Raw genomic sequence first — 21,016 nt, forward strand, 5'->3', positions numbered from 1 at the left:
ACATCAGAAACGGAGAACATCAGCCGTCTTTCTGCGCAGAAAAGCAATGTTGGTGCGCATGGGACCGGCCTGATTAACGCCCTCCAGCGTGATGGTGTCCAGCAGTTCCAGCCCCCGCTCCCGGACCTGTGCAAGGTCTTTGCCCCACACAATGGCAAGGGCAAGGTTGGGGTCGAACTCAGTGGGAATGTCATACGGACTGTCAGTGGGCACATGCGTATGCATGGAAAGCCAGTCACGTTCATCCCAGCGGAAGCCTTCTATACGTCCCACCCAGGGGGTGAAACGGTTGTCAGGATCTTCCGCGATGATGCGGTATTCAATGCCCACACCTTCGAATGTGATATCTTCCTGCGTGTAACCCAGCGGCTCGCCCAGCCCCACACGGATCTGCTCGGCGATTATGTCGACACCGCCTTTACCGTGAATGCGCGCTATGGCGGCAGAAACGCCGTTTTCCACCTGAATGCGGGTATTCACCTCCATCAGAAAGGGACGCCCGTCGCGCGAGACAATCCACTCCCATGTGCCCACATTGTCGTAGCCGACCTTGCGGGCCATAGCCAGAGAGTGGTTGGTGATGTCTTCCAGCAGTTTGTCTGCGTCAAACGCATAGGAATACGACGAAGAGTCGAACCCCGGAGCAATTTCCACGCGCTTTTGCAGACCGGTGGACTGTATGGAGCAGTTTCTCGTGCCGAAATGCACGGGATTTTTGCCGCTTCTGTCAGAAACGATCTGAACTTCCAGATGGTTGAAGTCGTTGACACGCTGCTCGATAAGAACACCCTCGTCATTGAACTGACGCAGGGCGTAATTGCGGATACGGCGATACACGGAGCGGAACAGATCAAGGCTGTGCACTTCCTCTATACCCATTCCGCCGCCTCCGGCGGAGGCCTTGACCAGAACCAGAGGGCGCTCGACGCCCTGCTCTTCCTGAAACTCGAAAAGCGACTGGGCCACTTTTTCGGCTTCCATCTCGTCGTAGATGGGTTTGTCTGAACCGGGCACAGTGGGCACGCCGAGACTGCGCGCAAGACGTTTGGTATTTATCTTGTCACCCAGCTCGCGGATAACCCGCCATGACGGACCTATGAATATCAGCTTGCGCCCGCGCTGCGATACCCGCCGCGCGAACCTGTAGTCTTCGGCAAAAAAGCCGTAGCCGGGATGCACGGCGGTGGCGCCGGCCTCGTCTGCTACGGACAACAGTTCGTTCGCATCATGATATGACGATACACGGAACAGGCTTTTTTCGCCGCCAAGCTGACGGGCGATGCGTACATGCCCCGACTCAGCGTCTTCCGCCGTGTATACACATACAAAATCCAGACCCAGCTTGCGGCAGGCCTGAACGATACGGATGGCGATTTCCCCTCGATTCGCCACCAGCACCTTATGTTCGGTATTCTGCACCAATGTCCCTCGACTGTTTATTTTTCCAGTTCTTCATCACACACAGTCGCCCTTTTCATGGCGATCTGCCGTTTCTGCACTTCCAGAATAAGCTTGTCCAGCCGCGCTTCCTGTCGCCGGTCAAGCTCTTCAAAGCTGCAGCCAAGGCCGCCGTCAGGTAACAGCCGCACAACTCTCAGCAGGAGTCCGGCTATGAACAGCTTTTTATTGACAAAAAGGTCAATGCGGAAGTCGTCGCCTATGCCAAAGCCCTGCTCGTCTCCGTCCACGGAGCAACCAGTGGCACTGATGTCCCTGACGGGCAGGAACGTACCGCGTTCTTCAAGAAAGGCTTCAAGCCCCCTGATACGCGTGCGAAAAGCCCGGCGCTGTCCGCCGGCCCCGGTAAAAACAATATCAAATTCTTCATTCATGACAGTTACTTACCCACACGGCGCTCCAGAACAAATTCAACCCTTCTGTTCTTTGCGCGGTTTTCTTCGCTGGTGTTGGGAAAAAGCGGATCAAGATCACCGAGTCCGGTCGCTGTCAGCCGTCCGGGCTCTATACCAGACTTGAGGAAAAAACGAAGCACATTCACCGCCCGCAGGGCGGAGATTTCCCAGTTATCCCTGAAGCGGCTGCCGGCAGCCGGCACACTGTCGTCGGTATACCCCCGTATATTGATGGACTGATCCTTTTTTTTCAGGAAAAAGTCATTCAACCCTTCAAGCATGGAAAGCCCGTCTGCGGAAATATCCACGGAGTTCTTTTCAAAAAGCACTCCAGCCGGCACTTTGATGGTGATCACGCCTTCGTCAAAAACCGCCCCGATCACGCCTTCCACCCCTTTGCGGTTCAAAAAGGTCCGCACATCTGAATACACCTTCCGCTGAGCCTCGATGAGCTGCTTCTGCAAACGCACGCTCTCAAGCAGGGCCGCATCGTCCGAACGCACAGATGACGTGAACAGCGTGCTTTCCTTGCCGCCGAAAACCGTCCGTACGGAAGTGAACGAGTCGGTGAACCGCTGTTCGTCGATGACTGACATGGAAAAAAGCAGAATGAAAAAAACAAGCAGCAGCGTGGCGAGATCGGCAAATGTGACAATCCACTCGTCGGTGCGGTCCTCTTCTTCCTGCTCTATCAGGGAAAAAGGCAGATCCTTATCGGACACTCCGGCGCTCCTGAGGTGAAAGGAATGACGAAAGCTTTTCATGCACCAGACGCGGGTTGTTATTCTCCAGTATGGATTTTGCCCCTTCGAAAATGATAAAAAGGTGCACTTCTTCCTGCAGGGTGCGGGCTTTCAGTTTGCCGGCGATGGGTAAAAAAAGCAGATTGGCCATCAACGCCCCGTAAAACGTGGTCAAAATGGCCACAGCCATGGCCGGACCGATGGCGGCAGGGTCGTTGAGACGGGTAAGCATCTGCACCAGACCGATAAGCGTGCCTATCATACCGAACGCCGGTGCAAACGCCCCCAGCCGGTTGAACACGGCTATGGACACGTTGTGCCGTCTGCGCATGGTGGCGATTTCAATCATCACAGTATCGCGTATAAGCGCATGGTCGGCATTGTCGGCTATCAGCTGGCAGGCTTTTTTCAGCAGGCTGTTTTCGGTTTTTATGTGTTCCAGAGCGGTCAGCCCCTCACGGCGGCTAATTTCAGCCACACGTACCATGGTATTGACCACATCACGGTTTTTCACGTTTCTGGCGCCGAAAACCTGCAGCCCCCCTTTCACGGCCTGCACCACTTCTTCAAAAGGAAAAGTGACCAGAATGGCGGCTCCCGTGCCGCCGAAAACGATCATCAGCCCCGGCAGGTTGACAAAGTCGGCAAAATTGCCCCCCATAAAGATAGCGCCGACCACAAGGCCGAACCCGGCAATAATCCCGAAAAGAGTTGCTATATCCATATGTTCGGTCTAAGCTCCGCAACTGGTAAAAAGGCAGGAAGACCGGCCATGAAGGCACAGGCCATCCATGAACCGATCGCAGAAGTATGATCGCGTCCCTTTTCTACACTCAATCAATACAATATTCTGGAGAGTTATGCAAAACCCGAAAAAAGTACAGAACGCTTCGGAATTTCTGAAAAAAAAGTTATCAGGGCACCCCGACCCCAAAGTTGGAATCGTTCTGGGCACCGGCCTTGGCGGACTGGTTGATGCCGTCAGCATTCATACCGTGATTGATTACGGTGAGATTCCCGATTTTCCGCGTTCCACAGTCGCTTCGCATCAGGGCAGATTCATAGCCGGCAGCATCGGCAGCACCCCCGTGCTGCTCCAGCAGGGCCGCTGCCACCTGTATGAAGGCTATTCAGCAGGTGACGTATGCACCGGTGTGCGCACCATGGCCGCGTGCGGAGCTGACACCCTGATAATCACCAACGCGGCAGGCGCTCTGAATCCCGCATGGTCCGCGGGTGATCTCATGGCCATAACCGACCACATAAATTTTACGGGACAAAGCCCGCTGACCGGCCCGAACAATGACCTGTGGGGACCGCGCTTTCCTGACATGAGTGCCCCCTACGACGCACAACTTATCTGTGCAGCCATGCAAAAGGCTTCGGAGCTGGGCATCCGTCTGGAACGCGGCGTCTACGCCGGAGTGCGCGGCCCGCAGATGGAAACCCCCGCGGAGACCCGCATGTACAAAGCGGCAGGAGCGGATGCCGTGGGCATGTCCACAGTGCTCGAAGTTATCGCCGCCCGCCACATGGGTCTGAAAGTGCTGGGCGTTTCATGCCTGACCAACAAAAACCTGCCGGACTGCATGCAGGAGGCTCCTTTGGAGGAAGTCATCCGCGTGGCCAGTCTTGCCGGAAACAGGCTGGCAAAGCTCATTGCCGCGGTTACCGCCGACCTGCCTGTCTGACAGACACGCGTTTTATGAAAAACCGAAGCTCCGGCACCGGTGCATGTGCACCGGTGCCGGAGCATTTTTTGTCAGCAAAAATGCGGGCAGACAACAGCCCGCTCGCTAGCCGTCCAGAGAACCGTCCGGCGCGGCGGCGCCCTGCACCTCGCGCAGGAGGGCCGCTGCGTCATTGATTTTCTGCACAAGCGCCGGATCATCAACGCGCTGCACAAGCCCTTCAAGCCTGTGCAGCACATCTGCCAGCACGGCGTTATTCAACTCGTCGCGCACCAGCTTTGCCGCATCATCTTTTCTGACAAGCTGCTCAAGGCCCGCTATCTTCTTTTCCAGAGCCTGAACCGTTTCCGCCTCTGCCGACAGGTGGCTGTTCACTCCGGAAATATTGCCGGACAAGCCGAACGCAAACACCGAAGACACGACGACCGCCAGAACGGACAAGACAAAAGACCACCTTCCTGCCGCACTTCCGGGCCCCTGCGCCGTTGTGGTGCAGCCCTGCTCTTCAGCACAGCCATCTTCGCGTTTACCACCGGAATCCTTCATACATCCCCCTGTCAGATATCGCCATGTTCGGCTATTTTACGGTCTTCATACGGCGCCAGCCGTTTCCTGTACCACTCAAGCTTTGCGTGCTCCATGGCACTGGAACACATGCTCAGGTTCGCGTAGCTTTCACCTGTCTTTTCAATAAGCAGCGTTGCCAGCTTATAAAAACAATAGTTCAGCTCGCCTTCGTTCTGCACATGCCCCGCACATTGCCGCAAAAGATTATCAAAGAATTCTCTACGGTTCTCAGGTATATACGGCATGGAGTCTCCTTATACACAGCCGCAGCCCGCCTCCGCATCCGCGGATTTGCGTTGCGTGCGGCCTTCGTCTATACATAGTGTATCTGGAATCGCCTTATAATTCACACAAGTAACTTTTATCGCTACCTGCCGCAAGACACCGGACATATCACACCATGAGCATGCGAAACGCAAGCATATCCATAGCCATATCCGAAGACGGTCTTTCGGCCGTCATTTCCGACTGGTCTGCGGCGCAGGAAGGCGGTGCGCTGATTTCTTCTTCGGGCCTCAATGACGCACTACGGCAGGCGGGCGTCATCACGCCCCCGCTCGTGGGCGTGCTGACCAAGATAAACACGGTGCTTAAAAAAGGGGAAGACCCGCGCGGCATAACAGTAGCCAGAGGCACCCTGCCGGAACCCGCCAAAGACGCAGCACTGCAGCCTGCGGGCGATTTCCGCATGCCTGTCTTTCCCGGCGACGTCATAGGCACCATCACGCCCGCACGCAGCGCAGTCCCGGGCAAAGGGGTCAACGGCACCGTAGTCAAATCTGAAGGCCCCGAGAAAGGGCAGGAAATTAGTTTTGCCGAAGATTGCGGCTGTCATCTGGACACGACGACACTGCAGGTGCGCGCTTCGCGCTACGGCATTATCGGCATCACCAGAAACCGCATACACATGCGGCCGCTCATAGCCGTGACCCCCGACGCCATGGTAGCCATGGGCAGTGTGTTCGCCAGGGATTTCAAAGGGCGGGAAGTCACCCCCCTGCAGATGGAAAGCGCGCTGAAGGCGGAAGACATCACCCAGCCGCTTGAAACGGCCGTGCTGCAGGCCGCACTTAAAAACGCACAAAAAAGCAACGCAGAAATTCCGAACGTGCCGCTAAGCCGCGGCGTGCAGCCCCAAAGCGGTAAAGACGGCTGGTTTGAGCTTTACATCAAGGACGAACGGTCCAGCATCGGCATAGAAGCGGCTGACGGAAGCATAGACTTCCGTGCACGCGGAATGATCAAAGCCGTAACCAGCGGCACAAAGCTGGGCAAACTGCACGCCCCCACCAGAGGACGCCCCGGCAAAGATGTTTTCGGCAAGCTTATTCCCGCACACGACGGCGCTGTTTTTCTGCTGCAGACGGGCGAACATGTGGACGCGCTGGAAGGCAGCGAGTTTGCCGCCGCCATCGAAGGCATGGTCATATACAAAAACAACAGCCTGTCCGTAAGCGAAGTGTTTCAGACCCGCGGCGATCTGAATATGAGCGTGGGTAATATCAGTCTGGAAAAAGGTTCCGCCCATATCCGCGGTGCCGTGCTGGCCGGATTCCGCGTAAGCGCACCGCGCCATGTGCGCGTGGACGACATAGTGGAAAACGCGGAAATAGAATGCGGCGGCGATGTGGAAATAGGCGCGGGCATTCTGATGGACCGTACAGGGTTCATCAAAGCGGGCGGCACCATATCGGCGACCTTTGCCAAAGGTGCCCGGCTGGAATCAGGGGCGGACATTATAATAGCGCACGAACTGTCGAACTGCACCGTCTTTGCCGCAGGCAGCGTTGAAGCTGTCAAAGGGCGCGGCAAAATAGTCGGCGGTGAAGTGCACGCGGTAAAAAACATTCTGGCAAATGAAGTCGGGTCTGATCTGGGTGTGCTCACCACCATTATTCTGGGCACGGAACCCCAACCCAAAGACAATACCCGCAGCGCCCGGCGCAAAGAACTGAACAGCCTTATAGAGCGCATTGACGCGGGCCTCGGTCAACGGGATCTGCGTACCCTGCTCGAACAGACCCCGCCGGAAAAACGCCCCGCCGTGGCATCTGTCATCAAGACGCGCATTGCCGCGCAGGAAGAGCTGCGGGCACTGGATGAAGAGGAAAAACAGGAAAAGGAACGGCTGCTCAACGCCCCCAAACCCAGGCTCAAGGTGCTGAAGACGCTTTACCCCGGCACCAGCATCAAAGCCGGCGGGCTGACCCTGTGCATCACCGACCCTGTACCCTACAGTCAGATATACTTTGACCCGCAGGCCGGAGAAATAGTCATAGCGTCGCTGTAGACTGCGAATATAACACTTGCCTTTGGGCAAAAACAAGGCTATTCAACCCTGTTCACCAATTTTCCGCCTCTCCGATTCTGCCGCAATCCGGAAACGATATGCGCCAGCCATCGAAAGGCGTTTCTTTTTTTGCTTACCTGCCAAGGATATAACAGTGACCACAATCGTAAACGAAAAGCTGCGTAACGTAGCTATCATTGCCCACGTTGACCACGGTAAAACAACCATGGTCGACGCCATGTTCCGTCAGGCCGGACTGTTCCGCTCCGATCAGGAAGTTCAGGATCGCATAATGGACAGCATGGATCTTGAACGTGAACGCGGCATTACCATTGCAGCCAAAAACTGCGCCGTGAACTGGAAGGGCACAAAGATCAACATAATCGACACCCCCGGTCACGCCGACTTCGGCGGCGAGGTGGAGAGGTCTCTTTCCATGGCCACAGGTGCCATCCTGCTGGTCGATGCTTCTGAAGGCCCCCTGCCCCAGACCCGCTTTGTGCTCAAAAAAACGCTGGAGGCGGGACTCAAGGTCATCGTGGTCATTAACAAGATCGACCGTAAAGACGCCCGCGTGGAAGAAGTGCTCAACGAAGTGTACGACCTGTTCATCGATCTTGACGCCAGCGAAGAGCAGATAGAATTTCCGGTGCTGTACGCCATCGGCCGGGACGGCGTGGCCATGCGCGACCCGCAGGATCCGCGGCAGGATCTCGCCCCGCTTTTTGAAACCATCCTCGAGGTCATTCCCGGCCCGGCGCACAATCCCGAAGAACCCTTCCAGATGCTTGTTTCCGACCTTGCCTACTCCGACTATCTGGGCAGACTGGCTGTGGGCCGCATCATACACGGAACGGCTCAGGCCAAAGAAGAAATGCTCTGCGTGGGTGAAAAGGAAAACCAGACCCTGCGTGCCACCAAGCTGCAGGTGTACGACGGGCTTTCGCTCAGCGAAGTGCAGTCTGCCGAAGCCGGCGACATTCTGGTGCTGGCCGGCATTGAAGACGTGACCATAGGCGACACCATCTGCACCAAAGCCGCCCCCCGCAAGCTCAAGCGTATTCACGTGGACGAGCCGACGGTGGCCATGCGTTTTTCCATCAACAGCTCGCCCCTTGCCGGCCGCGAAGGAAAAATTGTCCAGTCCCGTAAAATCGGCGAGCGGCTCTTCAAGGAAATGCTGCGCAACGTGGCCATCCGCGTGGAAGAAACCGACGACAAGGACAGCTACCTTGTGAAAGGCCGCGGCGAATTCCAGATGGCCATACTCATCGAAACCATGCGCCGTGAAGGATTTGAACTCAATGTGGGCCGTCCGGAAGTTATCTTCAAAAAAGACGGCAACACACTGGTGGAACCCATCGAACGCCTGTGGGTGGACTGCGACGAACCCTTTATGGGAGTTGTCACTGAAAAACTTTCCACCCGTAAAGGCCGCATGGTCAACCTGATCAACAACGGCACCGGCCGTGTGCGTATGGAATTCAGCATTCCTTCGCGCGGGCTCATCGGCTACCGTGATGAATTTCTCACGGACACCAAGGGTACCGGCATCATGAACTCGTATCTTGACGGATACGAACCGCACCGCGGCGATTTTCCCACCCGCTATACCGGTTCCATTGTGGCCGACCGTGCGGGCACCACTGTTGCCTACGGTCTGTACAACCTGGAACCGCGCGGCCGTCTTTTTGTGGGTGCGGGCGAACCGTGCTATGAAGGCATGGTTGTGGGTGAACACAACCGCGATAACGACATCGATGTGAACCCCACCAAAGAAAAGAAACTGACCAACATGCGTGCTTCCGGCAAAGATGAAAACGTGGTGCTTACTCCCGTCAAACCCATGACGCTGGAACAGGCACTGCACTTTGTGCGTGATGACGAACTGGTCGAAGTCACCCCCGTATCCATCAGAATCCGCAAGGCGGAACTCTCGGCACAAAAGCGGCACGCCGCTCAGGGGGCCAAGAAAAAAGCCTCGTTGCTGAAAAAATAACCGGCCAAAGAACACGGCGCGGCGGATGCATATCCTGCCGCGCCGTTTTTTTGGCTCTGGCCGTCAGCGCTGGCAACATATTCTTATAAAAACAACGCCTTAAAGCTTCCGGCCTGTATTTTGCTTTGGCTGCAGCATAAAAAAACAGCCAAAGGATAAACCATGTCCGGAAAAACCCCGCCGCTCTCCGCTGCCGAACAGGCCGAACTGCTTGCCCGCGTGCGTCAGGCGCTTGGCGACAGACGCACCGAAGATCTGCTGCACATGCCGCTGCGGCAGGCGATGATTGAAGAATGTCAGCGCATGGGCGCAGCTTCTCTGCAGCTGCTTAACATGCTGGGCAGGTACGGATTTGCGCAGCACCTCACCGGGCCGGACCATGCGCGGTATCAGGATATAATGAACACGCTGGCAGAATCGGCCACACGCTGCACCACCCTTGTGGGAAAATCGCGCAGGCTGGACGAGGATGCCCTGCTGGCCGGGGCAGATGCCGAATGTCCGGTACTGAACTGACACACAGGCATTACAGCCCCTGTTCATCCATAAAGGACAGCAGACGCTCTTCGGACCAGTAGATGTTCTGCCGGTTAAACTGGACAAACCCCACATGACCCCCGGTCACAGTAGTTTCAAAAAACAGGCTGCCGCTTTGCCGGGCTTCGCGGTACGGATAGCAGGAAGCGGAAAGAAAAGGGTCGTTCAGCGCGTTGACAAGCAGCGCGGGCACCCTGACAGATGAAAGAAACTGCCTGCACGAACTTTTTGTCCAGTAGTCAAGGGCACCGGAAAAACCGTGCAGCGGCGCGGTATACCGGTCGTCAAATTCCGCAAAGGTACGTATGGAATCCAGCCCGTCCATCTGAATCGTATCCGGATACATGGCGTGCTTGGCTTTGATTTTTTGCCGCAGCGTGCGCAGAAAGTACCGCATGTATACGCTGTTCTGCGGTCTGCCCAGCACCTGAGCCGCCCCTACCAGATCGCACGGTACAGAAAAAACAACAGCCCCGCATATCCTGCTGTCGACACGGTCCGGATCTTCACCAAGATATTTCAGAATCTGATTACCGCCCATACTCACTCCGGCAAGCAGAATACGGCGGTAGCCTTTTTGTGCGCATGCTGTCACTACGGTATGCAGATCCTGCGTATCACCGCTATGGTACATGCGGGGCAACCTGTTGGGCTGGCCGCTGCACCCGCGGAAATTCCACGCTGCGGCATCCCAGCCCCGGGCATTTAGCACCCGTGCCATCCCCTGCACATAGCGCCGGCGGGAATGACCTTCCAGTCCGTGAGAGATCACGGCAATGCTTTCAGACTGCGCAGCTGCTGCGGCAGAAGAAAAATCCACATCCAGAAAATCACCGTCCGGCGTTTCCAGCCTTTGACGATGATACTCCACCACCGGCATAGGACGGAACAGTACCGGAAACATGGTCTGAACATGGCCGTTTGCCAGCGGGCCGCTGCCCTTGTATGAAGAAACGGGTAAAACAGGCATTTTTTCTCGCAGGGCGGCGCGTGACAAAAAGCGCGGAACACGATAGTGCAGCGTTCCTGCAACGCCACGGACCAGCCAGTTATGATAACAACAGATATACTTATTATAGGAGCCGGAGCCTCAGGTCTGACCTGTGCAGCCCGGGCCGCCTCCGGCGGACATTCCGTAACGCTTATTGAAGGCGAAGAAAAGCCCGCCCGTAAAATTCTCGTTTCGGGCGGCGGCAAGTGCAACTTCACCAATATGGAAGTCACACCTGCAAACTACATCTGCGAAAACAAGCACTTCTGCAAATCAGCACTGGCCCGCTGGTCGCAATGGGACACCATATCGGCGTTTGCGGAATGGGGCATACCCTACGAAGAACGGGAAGAAGGACGGCTTTTCTGCCTGCGGAGTGCCGCCGATGTCACAGCCATGCTTATGCAGCGCTGCAAAGAATCAGGCTGCAACCTGCATACCGGCACAAAAGTGACAGAAGCCGGCCGGAAAGACGGATATTTCCATGTTGTGACCAGCCGCGGCCTGTACCGGTCAAAAGCGCTTGTGCTGGCCACGGGCAGCCCGGCATGGCCGCAGACAGGGGCAGACGACACAGGCCACAGAATTGCGGCACGCTTCGGACACCGCATTGTTCCCGTGCGTCCCGCGCTGGTTCCTCTTGTCATGCCCGCACACTGGCCGCTGCATGGCCTCAGCGGCATATCGCTGCCCGCCGCCGTCACATGCGGCGGAAAAACATTCACAGAACCGCTCCTTTTTACGCACAAAGGAATCAGCGGACCTGTAACCCTGCAGGCATCTTCCTACTGGAAGCCACGCCAGCCGGTCTGCATCAATTTTCTGCCGCACGAAGACACGGCGGCGCTGCTGCGTAGAGGCGGCAAAGGCAAAACAGGCAACCTGCTGTGCAGGCTGCTGCCGGAAAGGCTGGTCACAAGTCTGCTGGACGAGCCGTTGCGCCACAGAAACATTGCTGAACTCAGTGCGCCTGTCATTGAAGACATCGCCACGCGCGTCCACCGGCATACAGTCGTCCCCGAACGCACCGAGGGCATGCGCAAGGCAGAAGCCGCCTGCGGCGGTGTGGATACGGCCCATGTATCTTCAAAGACGATGGAAAGCACGCTGGTCTCCGGCCTGTACTTCACAGGCGAGATACTGGATGTTACTGGCCATCTGGGCGGCTACAATCTGCAATGGGCCTGGGCGTCCGGCCATGCAGCAGGAACAGCGCTGAAAGAGCAGATATCCTGACGCGAATGAACACGGCCTGCCGGCGGGATGTTTTCTGCCGGACACCTCGGCGGCAATCCAGAACTACAACGCGGCATGCAGCCACAGCGCAAGCAACCAGAGAACCCACGCCCCCAGCACACAGGAAAGGCGGACAAGCCGCAGCAGCATGCGGATGTCCTCAGCCCGCCACACGCCGGTGACAGGCCCGAGCAGCGGCTTGTTCACCGTCACCCCGTCATAGACAGCAGGTCCGCCCATACGGCGGGAAAGAAGCCACGCGGCCATGGACATGGGCCAGCCGGCATTGGGGCTGTCCATAAGTCCGGCATCAGATGCAGCCCTGCGCCATGTTCCGCGCAGGTCAAACGCGGTGGGAACCAGCATCAGCCGGGCTGCCGCCAGCATGAAAAACGCGGTGATACGCGCCGGAACATACGCCAGAACATCATCAAGGCGTGCCGCTGCACAGCCGAAACTGGCCCAGCGCCCTGTCCTGTAGCCCCACATGGAATCCAGCGTGCTGACAGCCTTGTACACCCACAGCACCACAGGGCCCCCCAGAACCAGATAAAAGAAAGGTGCCACAAAACCATCATTGCTGTTCTCGCTTACCGACTCGGCAAGAGAACGGTACAGTTCATCACGGTTCATGGCAGAAGTATCGCGGCTTACCAGCATGCCCACGGCATGCCGGGCCTCTTCCAGTGTGCCGCGCTGCACTGCAGCAAGAGCGGCCTCACCTTCTTTCAGCAGGCTGCCCAGTGCAAGTCCGGCATAGGCAAAATACAACGTGGCCAATGCTCCGGCCACAGGCAGTGCGCACAGCCCCCAGACAACCACAGCCACAGGCAGCACCACCAGTCCGGCCGCTAGCGCGCCCATACGCACCGAACTGCCGTACCCGCGCACGCGCCGTTCCACCATGTCGGCCAGTCTGCCCACCGCCCGTACCGGATGCGGCAGACAGGCGGGGTCGCCCGCCAGCATATCCAGCAGTACCGCCACAAAAGGAACCAACATCAACCACCAGTCCATAACACCAGCCTCTCTTCTTTTCCCGCATCACATCAGGCACAGCATGTGTGCATAACCACATCAAAGCGGCATGTCCCATGCCGCTCCGCAAGCTTCCGTTATCTGCCAGCCAGTTCACCGGAAGCCGCAAGTGCCTGATACAATACGATACCCGCCGCTGTCGACATATTAAGGCTGCGTACTTCACCCCATATGGGAATACGCACAACATGTCCGCTTCCGTCCAGCATATGGGCAGGCAGCCCTCTGCTTTCCGGCCCGAACACCAGCGCATCATTTTTGTTGAACCGGAAATCCTGCACAGCTGTGCCGCCGCGTGCACTGGTCATCACAAGACGGACTCTGCTGCCCACCTCGCGCATAAAGGCATACCAGCCCGGCCACACGGTCAGGTCCACATGCGGCCAGTAATCCAGACCGGCCCGACGTACATGTTTGTCATCCACACTGAACCCCAGCGGTTCGATAAGATGCAGACTGGTCCGCGTGGCCGCGCACAGCCGCGCGACGTTTCCCGTATTGGGCGGAATTTCCGGCTGAAAAAGAACTATATGCATATACGCTCCTCATAAAAAAAGCCGGTTCAGGTCATACCTGAACCGGCAGGAGAATCAAGCCGGTACCGCAGGTGCTGCAAGGGTACGCACCGGCGGCTACAGCCCGCGCACACCGGAGCTAGAATGTATATCAGATGGTCAGGCCGTAAATATGGGCATAGCTGTCCTTGGAATAGCTGTTCTGCACCACGCCGTCGGCAACGCTGTCGGCATAGGAACGGCCTTTCATCCACAGATACGTGTACGAAACGTCCGCAGTCCAGCTGTTCCACTTGAAGCCCGCACCCAGATTGAACAGATGACGGTCGTTACCGGGAACAATGTAGTCCGCGTATTTGGGATCAAGCGGGGATTCGTCAAAGACATAGCCCGCGCGCAGGTCAAGCCAGTCGGTAATGCCGTATTCAACACCCACACTGTAACGCATCACGTCGTCCCAGTTTTTTTCATCAACCTTTTCAGTGGAAAAGGCCACAGGATCATCGAATTCCAGCGCGAACTCGTTGTAGGTGCTCCAGCGGGTCAGCATAGCGCCAACTTCAATGCTGAGGTTGGGCATGGGGTAATAGGTAACACCGGCCGCTATCATGTCAGGCAGTACAACAGTGCCGCTGACGCCGGTCTTGGCAGGCAGCACGCCCGGTATGGCAGGGTTGAACTTCTGGGTGCCGGAAGCACCGATTTCCACCTGGCTTTTGTAGCTGAGGCCCACACGCCACTGGTCGTTAGGCTTCCAGTGCACACCAAAGTTGAAGCCCACACCGTCACCGGAGGCATCCAGCCTGCCGTCGGGACCGGCAGGGCTGCCGACATGCTTGCGCATATCCAGCCCCACATGGACAAATTCAATGCCGCCGCCGATGGAGATGGTGTCTGTAAGACGATACGAAAGCACCGGAGCAAATGAGACAGTTTCTATGGCAGCGTAATAAATATTGGCGGCACCGGGCCATCTGGCTTTTTCATATTCCGTGCCCAGCCCGAAACGGCTGTACACGCCAAGACCTATGGCCCAGTCGTCATTGAGTTTATGAGCAATGTAGGCATGCGGAGGCAGCCATGTGTTGTCGGCGCCTTTGGTGCTCTGCCCGTTGTAGACCAGATCGGCCATAGGGCTGATGGCGCTGAAGCCGACCTGAATCTGGGTGCCGTCAATCTGTGTGATACCGGCCGGGTTGAAAGCAACGGCAGAAGCATCGTCGGCACGTCCCACAAGGGTGCCGCCCAGAGCGTTACCGCGAGCACTCCATTCGTACAGAGCAAAACCGGCAGCCATGACCGATTGCGCTCCGGCCAGCAGCAGACACAGGCCGAGAGCAGCAGTGAGAAAATGTCGCTTCATTTTTCCCCCTTACAGAGTAACGCCGCTGGAATGCACGAAAAAAGCGCACAAAAGCACTCTCCCCGCGATTCCCCTCGCGCGGCAGCAAAAAGCGCAACGGTATTATCCCTCGCGCGTTGTACAAAAGCACAACGCAACCGTGCGCCCGTTCCTCAATACATCCGTGGGGATTTACGTAAGAAAACCGCAAAAGGCAACCTCTGCGCGGCATGGCCCGGCGCAGAAAAGACACCTGAAGGTAAAACAAATGTAAGATATTCAAACAAAATACGTATGATATGGCGGCCTGAGGAAAGGTTCAAAAAATTGCACTACAGCTTTGATTGCTGCTGCGAAAGAGCTTCAATGCGCTGCATCAGCGCAGGAAAGTCCACCGGCTTTGAAACATATCCGTCCATACCGGCAGTAAGAAAACGCTCTTTGTCGCCCTTCATGGCATGGGCCGTCATGGCAATGATGGGGATATCAGATCTGATTCTGCCGCCCTGCGCGCTGCGGATGGCGCGGGTAGCCTCCACACCGTCCATATCCGGCATCTGGATATCCATGAGAATCAGATCAAAAGGTTCCTGCGCAAGCGCCTGCAGCACTTCTATACCGGTGCCCACAGCCCTTACGGCATGACCCATTTTTTCAAAAAAGAACACGGCAAGTTTACGGTTTATTATATCGTCCTCCGCCAGCAGAATACGCAACGGCTTGGACGTTCTCGCAAGCGGACATGTTTTTTCGGCTGCCACAGGCGCTTCTTCTTCACATTTACGCAGCTCGACGATGCACTCAAACAGGCTGCCGCCTTCGGCGCAGCGTGACGCGTGCACATCCCCCCCCATTTTACGGGCCAGTTCGCGCGAAATAGCCAGCCCCAGCCCTGCTCCGCCGCTCTTTTTGGTCATAAAACTTTCGCCGAGAACAAACGGCTCAAATATGGTCTCGCGCTTTTCCGGATCAATCCCCACTCCGGTATCCTGCACATAAAAGCATAACCTGACTGTATCACCGGCAGTGCACGGTGCAGAAGAGACGCGCAGCGATACGCCCCCTTTATCGGTATACTTTATGGCGTTGACCAGCAGATTGCTCAGTATCTGCTTCAGCCTGCCTGCATCACCCACAAACAGATCGGGAATCCCGTCATCAAAAAACACTGCAAAATCGAGGTTTTTCCATCTGGCCTGAATTTCGAGAATGCGCTTGACCTCGCCCACGCTTTCGCGCAGCGAGAAAGGCGTTTCGCGCAGCACCAGACGGCAGGCCTCAATGCTGGACATATCCAGAAGATTATTGACAATGGTCAGCAGTTCCTGACCCGCCTGCTTTACCATTTCAAGATATTCACGGTGGTCGCCGCCGGCGGGGGCGCACAGCAGCAGATCGGTAAGCCCGATTATCCCGTTAAGCGGTGTACGCAGTTCGTGGCTCATGTTGGCGAGAAACTGCGACTTGGCCCTGCTGGCCAGTTCCGCCTCTTCCTTGGCCATGGCCAGTTCCCGGGTTCTTGCCGCCACCTCCCGTTCAAGATGCTGGTGGTAGCCCCGCTTGCGGCGTTTGCGGTCCGCCCGTTCGCGGGCGGATTCCACGGCCTTTCTGAGCACTTCAAAATCTTCGACAGGCTTGGAAATGAAATCCCACGCGCCGCTGCGCATGGCTTCAAGAGCCTGTTCAAGCACGCCCACGCCGGAAACGGCAATGGCGGGAGTATCGGGAAGTTCGGAAGAAAGCCTGCGCAGCACCTCTATGCCGTCAATGCCGGGCATGCGCAAATCTACCAGAATGACATCGGGCCGTTCACGCAGAGCGGTTTCAATGCCTTCATAGCCGTCAGACGCCTCCAGCACCTCGTAACCGCAGTCTTCAAAAAAAATCGCCAGACTCTGCCGGACGGAAGACTCGTCATCTATAGCCAGCACGCGGGGAAGAGCACACTCAGCCATCCTGTGTCTCATTTTGCCAGCAGGCGATCAATGCCCCGTACCAGCATATCCATATTCTGCAAAGGCTTTATATAGATATCTTCATGGGTTACACCGACATTCATCACCTCTACCGGCAGCTTGTAGTTGGTAGAACCGGTATGGATGAGGTACCGTAACGCAGGATTGACGGCATGGGCTTTGATAATGAAGTCGTTGCCGCTCATGCCCGGCAGCCGCATGTCTATGATGCCCACATGCGGAGAGACAGAAGCCAGCAGTTCCAGAGCTTCTTCGCCGCTTCCGGCAGTAGCCACCTTAAAGCCTTCGTCCTCAAGGTAGGCCTCCAGATTTTCACGCACCATCTCTTCGTCATCAACGACAAGAACGGTGACAGACTCGTAAGACATGAAGGCTCCGGTAATTCGGCCGCACAGACACAGGCATAGCCGCCAGTGCCGGCGGTTTGGTTAAGTGCGTCCCGCGAAATACCCCATTTACGATATCTGATAGTAGCCAACTACAGGCAGGTATGCAACGGTTGGAAGGCCGCTAACGGCCGAGACGGATTATAAACCGCTCTCTGCGCAGCACACACCACGAGGGACGGACCTCGTCGTCGGCCATGGGACGCAGACGCGGAGTAGCCACGGCGCAGCGTCTTTTATCCTGTTGCTGATGAAAAGGACACTGCGCACATTCCCTGTCGTCCACAGCCACCGGACCGGCATCAAGCGGACACCACTCGGGTCTGCTTTCGGGCTGCCCGTCAACGGCACGCGGCTGCAGGGCGTCGGCACGACAGTAAGAAATCTCACCACGCTGATAAAACGGGCAGCCGGAACATATTTTTACGCTACAGATCACAGCGGAACTCCTTTTATACGATTACAGCATATTCACGGGATCAAGGTCGAGACTCAGGCGCAGCCGGGACGAGGCAGGCACCCCCTGACGGGCGGCATGAAAGAGCATGCGGATGGTCTTCCAGTCGGAGGCCTTCAGCAGACACTGAAACCTTCTGCGCCCCCGCAGCACAGGCAGCGGCGCCGGAGCAGGCCCCAGAACAGAGACTCCCAGCTCGCGGCCGGAAGCCCGCACTGCGGAAGCCAGCGCATTCACACGGTCCTGCCCCTGCGGCCAGTCCATGGGATAGCTCAGACGGATAAGCGCCAGTTTGACAAAAGGCGGATATCTGCGTTTGCGTCTTGCTTCAAGTTCTTTTTCAAAAAAACCTTCATAATCGCAGTTACGTATATAATCCCAGCAGTAGTGTGCAGGGTCGCGGGTCTGTATGATGACACTGCCGGGACGTTCTCCTCTGCCTGCTCTGCCGGCAGCCTGTACCAGCAGCTGAAACGTTCTTTCAGTGGCTCTGTAGTCCGGCATATTAAGCCCGATATCGCCGTCAGCCACCACCGCCAGCGTGACGGAGGGAAAGTGATGCCCTTTGGAAAGCATCTGGGTACCCACCAGAATGCTGGACTCTTCTCTGGCAAATGCCGCCAGAATCTGCTCCATCCGGCCGGGCCTGCGGGTGCTGTCTCTGTCCAGCCGCAGTACCTTTTTCCCGTGGGGAAGCATGGTGGAGAGAGTTTCTTCCAGTTTTTCGGTACCTTCCCCCATGGGCAGATAGTGAACGCCTCTGCACTTGGCGCATGGCGAAGGAAACGGGACAGAATGTCCGCAGTAGTGGCAAACCAGCCGTTCGCGTCCCTTATGATAGGTCAGTCCTATCTCGCACTCCGGACAGCGGGCCACGCTGCCGCAGTCCAGACAATACATCAACGGAGCATAGCCCCGCCTGTTGAGCAGTATGACCGCCTGCTCTCCCCGGGTCACAGTCTCTTTGATGCGTGTCAGCGTCTGCGGTGCCAGAATGGTCTCTTTAACCGCGTTATCTTTGATGTTAACAAGTTCCACGGCCGGCAGCGTACCACCGCCCACCCGCTCGCTGAGGACAATGCCGGGCATGTGTCCTTCGCGCACGGCGTGAAAGGTCTTCACGTCCGGAGTCGCAGACCCCAGCACCAGCGCCCCTTTTGACTGGGCCACACGAAACCATGCCACTTCCTTGGCCTGATACGACAGCCGTTCATCCTGTTTGAACGAGGCATCATGTTCTTCATCAAGCACCACGGCCCCGAGCGACGCCACCGGCAGAAACAAAGCGGAACGCGTTCCCGCTATGAGCACCGGACGGCCTTCGCGCGCCTGTGCCGCTAGGTTGAGAAACTGCTGCTCCCGTTCATGTGCGGACTGGTACCCGTGATACAGCACAGCAGGCAGACCGGGAAAGCGCAGCTGCACATCGCGGTACAATTTACAGGCCAGCGCCACTTCAGGCGCAAGCAGCATGACGGACAGCCCTTTTTCCAGACAGGCCCGGGCCAGTTCCAGATACACGGCGGTTTTGCCGCTGCCGGTGATGCCGAAGAGCAGACGGGTTTCCGCGCTGTCTGACTCCACAGCGTCAGTGCAGGCCCGCAACGCCGCCTGCTGCGCATCAGTCAGCTCAAAAAGCTGATTCTCAAACGCCTCAGTGTGACACGCGCTGTCAATACCGCATCCGCAAACTTCCGCCTGCTCTGCATCAAGCGGCCCCACATGCACAAGACCCCGTTCCGCCAGCGTCAGCAGAGGCGTCTGTGCACCTGTACCCAAATCATGCAGCATGCGTCGCCGCGAAACAGGTCCGTTCTCCCACAGATATTCGAGCACTTCCGTCTGACGTCTGGCCGCCGGACGTACCGGCCACGGCGGATCTGCAGTCACATGGCATATGTCATTCTCCGCCTCGTCAGTTTCCGGTTCCAGCACTTCCACCCTGCCCGCACTCCAGTGCGAGGCCAGCACATGGCGCTCGGAGTCAGCCATTTTTGCAATATCGCGCAGCCGCAGCGTACGGGGTCTGCCTCCGGCACGCACGCGCAGACGCACACCGGCGCTGCGCAGCCCTGCAGGCAGCAGCATGCCCAGAATCTGTCCGGGGGGCACCATCTGGCGCACGGCAAGCTGGCGGACCATTTCCAGATACTCTTCGCCCAGCAGAGGAACAAACTCCAGCGGCCAGAGTACCGCCTTCAGCTCAACGCCCTGCGGCACGGTGTCCGGAGCGCAACCGCATGCAGCGATAACCCCCGCACGCAGGGTACCGCGCGCCCCCAGCGGCACAGCCACCCGCAACCCCGCGCACCACATTTCTTCGGGCAGCCACTCCGGCAGCCTGTAATGCAGCGTGGTATACGGCGGAGCCATAAGCGACACTGAAACTATACGCAGATTTTCATTCATAACGAGTTGCCGGTTGCCGGAAGTGACGAAAAAAAGCGGGCGACACCGCCGCCCGCACAGAATCATAAAAAAGCCGCCCCTGCGTCAACATTTGAAGGGAAGCAAAGGACGCAGCCGCTCCACCAGTTCATCGCGCAGGTCTTCCTCCTGCAACGCAAAATATATGTTGGCAGTCAGATATTCAGCCCAGTCGCCTGCGTCAAACCGCATACCGCGCAGTTTAACAGCCAGCAGACCGCGCCCCTGTGCCAGCACCTTAAGCCCGTCGGTGAGCTGTATCTCGCCGCCATGCCCCGGAGACAGATTCTTCAGCACCTTGAAAATATCAGGAGTCAGAATGTAACGTCCCACAATGGCAAGACGCGACGGAGCTTCGCTGACGGCGGGCTTTTCCACAAGATCGTGCACTCTGAAAATACCGGGGGAGATTTCCTCGCCGGAAATAATGCCGTACCGGCTCACTTTGTCAGCCGGAACTTCCATAACCCCCACCACGGGCAGCCTTTCGGCCACCGCCACATTGATAAGCTGCTGGATTCCCGGCTCCATGCCGAACTGCAGGTCGTCTCCCACCATCACGGCAAAAGGCTCGTTATGCACCACTTCGCGGGCGCACAGCACCGCATGCCCCAGCCCGAGCTGGCGCTTCTGACGCACGGAATGGATGTTCACCATTTCGGCAACTTCACGCACCTGCCGCAGCATTTCCGTCTTGCCGGCGCGCTCCAGTACACTTTCAAGCTGCAGGTTATAGTCAAAGTGATCTTCGATGATGGTTTTGTCACGGTTGGTCACAAAAACAACATCTGTCAGGCCGGAGCGCATGGCCTCTTCCACCACATACTGCACCACGGGCTTGTTATAGACGGGCAGCATTTCCTTGGGAATGTTTTTAGTGGCAGGCAGCGAACGCGTGCCCCAGCCGGCAACGGGAATGACTACTTTGCGTATCAGCATGACAGTCTCCTTAGACTTGCATCCTTCAA

Annotated in this window: 20 protein-coding genes; 5 read left to right on the forward strand and 15 right to left on the reverse strand. The window is 57.1% G+C overall.

Going from position 1 to position 21,016, the window contains the following annotated elements; all coding sequences use genetic code 11:
- Nucleotides 1–3: 3 nt before the first annotated feature.
- The 4 genes from ACZ5D1_RS10460 to ACZ5D1_RS10475 are packed head-to-tail and all read right to left on the reverse strand — an operon-like array spanning nucleotide 4 to nucleotide 3,320.
- Nucleotides 4–1,419 carry a biotin carboxylase N-terminal domain-containing protein gene (locus ACZ5D1_RS10460; protein ID WP_011367500.1) on the reverse strand — a complete coding sequence of 472 codons (1,416 nt, stop codon included), beginning with the start codon at nucleotides 1,417–1,419 and terminating at the stop codon, nucleotides 4–6.
- A 17-nt stretch (nucleotides 1,420–1,436) separates the two neighbouring features.
- Nucleotides 1,437–1,832 (reverse strand): PilZ domain-containing protein, encoded by a 396-nt coding sequence (locus ACZ5D1_RS10465; RefSeq protein ID WP_273193961.1) that lies wholly within the window; start codon nucleotides 1,830–1,832, stop codon nucleotides 1,437–1,439.
- Nucleotides 1,833–1,837: 5 nt separating this feature from the next.
- Nucleotides 1,838–2,575, reverse strand: a complete 738-nt coding sequence (locus ACZ5D1_RS10470) for an OmpA/MotB family protein (RefSeq protein WP_011367498.1) — start codon at nucleotides 2,573–2,575, stop codon at nucleotides 1,838–1,840.
- Nucleotides 2,565–3,320 (reverse strand): motility protein A, encoded by a 756-nt coding sequence (locus ACZ5D1_RS10475; protein ID WP_011367497.1) that lies wholly within the window; start codon nucleotides 3,318–3,320, stop codon nucleotides 2,565–2,567. The genes ACZ5D1_RS10470 and ACZ5D1_RS10475 overlap by 11 nt, the downstream gene beginning before the upstream one ends.
- Before the next feature lie 136 nt (nucleotides 3,321–3,456).
- Here ACZ5D1_RS10475 and ACZ5D1_RS10480 point away from each other — a divergent pair, with 136 nt between their 5' ends.
- A complete protein-coding gene (locus ACZ5D1_RS10480; RefSeq protein ID WP_027181401.1) occupies nucleotides 3,457–4,287 on the forward strand; it encodes a purine-nucleoside phosphorylase in 831 nt (276 codons plus the stop codon).
- 105 nt (nucleotides 4,288–4,392) lie between these two features.
- Here ACZ5D1_RS10480 and ACZ5D1_RS10485 read toward each other — a convergent pair whose 3' ends face one another.
- Together ACZ5D1_RS10485 and ACZ5D1_RS10490 are read right to left on the reverse strand one after the other, a co-directional pair.
- The gene (locus ACZ5D1_RS10485; RefSeq protein ID WP_011367495.1) at nucleotides 4,393–4,833 is read right to left on the reverse strand and encodes a hypothetical protein; all 441 of its coding nucleotides are present in this window, start codon (nucleotides 4,831–4,833) and stop codon (nucleotides 4,393–4,395) included.
- A gap of 11 nt (nucleotides 4,834–4,844) precedes the next feature.
- A complete protein-coding gene (locus ACZ5D1_RS10490) occupies nucleotides 4,845–5,099 on the reverse strand; it encodes a DUF6899 family protein (RefSeq protein ID WP_011367494.1) in 255 nt (84 codons plus the stop codon).
- Between the two features lie 155 nt (nucleotides 5,100–5,254).
- On the opposite strand from ACZ5D1_RS10490, the gene ACZ5D1_RS10495 reads away from it, so the two are divergent.
- The 3 genes from ACZ5D1_RS10495 (at nucleotide 5,255) to ACZ5D1_RS10505 (ending at nucleotide 9,659) form a co-directional block, all read left to right on the forward strand.
- Nucleotides 5,255–7,144 (forward strand): FapA family protein, encoded by a 1,890-nt coding sequence (locus ACZ5D1_RS10495; protein WP_027181402.1) that lies wholly within the window; start codon nucleotides 5,255–5,257, stop codon nucleotides 7,142–7,144.
- Nucleotides 7,145–7,298: 154 nt separating this feature from the next.
- A complete protein-coding gene (typA, locus tag ACZ5D1_RS10500; protein ID WP_027181403.1) occupies nucleotides 7,299–9,143 on the forward strand; it encodes a translational GTPase TypA in 1,845 nt (614 codons plus the stop codon).
- A gap of 162 nt (nucleotides 9,144–9,305) precedes the next feature.
- On the forward strand, nucleotides 9,306–9,659 hold the full coding sequence (locus tag ACZ5D1_RS10505) for a hypothetical protein (RefSeq protein ID WP_464554850.1): 354 nt from the start codon (nucleotides 9,306–9,308) through the stop codon (nucleotides 9,657–9,659).
- A 10-nt stretch (nucleotides 9,660–9,669) separates the two neighbouring features.
- Here the strand turns inward: ACZ5D1_RS10505 and ACZ5D1_RS10510 are convergent, their stop codons facing one another.
- Complete coding sequence (locus ACZ5D1_RS10510) at nucleotides 9,670–10,650, reverse strand: YheT family hydrolase (RefSeq protein WP_464554852.1); 981 nt, start codon at nucleotides 10,648–10,650, stop codon at nucleotides 9,670–9,672.
- An 81-nt stretch (nucleotides 10,651–10,731) separates the two neighbouring features.
- Here ACZ5D1_RS10510 and ACZ5D1_RS10515 point away from each other — a divergent pair, with 81 nt between their 5' ends.
- Complete coding sequence (locus tag ACZ5D1_RS10515) at nucleotides 10,732–11,907, forward strand: BaiN/RdsA family NAD(P)/FAD-dependent oxidoreductase (protein WP_464554853.1); 1,176 nt, start codon at nucleotides 10,732–10,734, stop codon at nucleotides 11,905–11,907.
- 63 nt (nucleotides 11,908–11,970) lie between these two features.
- Here ACZ5D1_RS10515 and cbiB read toward each other — a convergent pair whose 3' ends face one another.
- The 8 genes from cbiB to galU form a co-directional block, all read right to left on the reverse strand.
- Nucleotides 11,971–12,924 (reverse strand): adenosylcobinamide-phosphate synthase CbiB, encoded by a 954-nt coding sequence (gene cbiB / locus ACZ5D1_RS10520; protein WP_464554854.1) that lies wholly within the window; start codon nucleotides 12,922–12,924, stop codon nucleotides 11,971–11,973.
- Between the two features lie 98 nt (nucleotides 12,925–13,022).
- A complete protein-coding gene (locus ACZ5D1_RS10525; protein ID WP_011367487.1) occupies nucleotides 13,023–13,481 on the reverse strand; it encodes a tRNA (cytidine(34)-2'-O)-methyltransferase in 459 nt (152 codons plus the stop codon).
- 130 nt (nucleotides 13,482–13,611) lie between these two features.
- A complete protein-coding gene (locus ACZ5D1_RS10530) occupies nucleotides 13,612–14,823 on the reverse strand; it encodes an OmpP1/FadL family transporter (RefSeq protein ID WP_464554856.1) in 1,212 nt (403 codons plus the stop codon).
- A gap of 311 nt (nucleotides 14,824–15,134) precedes the next feature.
- On the reverse strand, nucleotides 15,135–16,757 hold the full coding sequence (locus ACZ5D1_RS10535) for a response regulator (RefSeq protein WP_148204124.1): 1,623 nt from the start codon (nucleotides 16,755–16,757) through the stop codon (nucleotides 15,135–15,137).
- Nucleotides 16,758–16,765: 8 nt separating this feature from the next.
- On the reverse strand, nucleotides 16,766–17,146 hold the full coding sequence (locus ACZ5D1_RS10540) for a response regulator (RefSeq protein ID WP_011367485.1): 381 nt from the start codon (nucleotides 17,144–17,146) through the stop codon (nucleotides 16,766–16,768).
- Nucleotides 17,147–17,288: 142 nt separating this feature from the next.
- Nucleotides 17,289–17,603 (reverse strand): hypothetical protein, encoded by a 315-nt coding sequence (locus ACZ5D1_RS10545; protein WP_011367484.1) that lies wholly within the window; start codon nucleotides 17,601–17,603, stop codon nucleotides 17,289–17,291.
- A gap of 21 nt (nucleotides 17,604–17,624) precedes the next feature.
- Nucleotides 17,625–20,030 carry a replication restart helicase PriA gene (gene priA / locus ACZ5D1_RS10550; protein ID WP_041276858.1) on the reverse strand — a complete coding sequence of 802 codons (2,406 nt, stop codon included), beginning with the start codon at nucleotides 20,028–20,030 and terminating at the stop codon, nucleotides 17,625–17,627.
- An 84-nt stretch (nucleotides 20,031–20,114) separates the two neighbouring features.
- Nucleotides 20,115–20,987: a UTP--glucose-1-phosphate uridylyltransferase GalU gene (galU, locus tag ACZ5D1_RS10555; RefSeq protein ID WP_464554857.1), complete on the reverse strand. Its 873-nt coding sequence runs from the start codon at nucleotides 20,985–20,987 to the stop codon at nucleotides 20,115–20,117.
- Between the last annotated feature and the right edge of the window lie 29 nt (nucleotides 20,988–21,016).

It is taken from the genome of Oleidesulfovibrio vietnamensis (genome assembly GCF_055388115.1).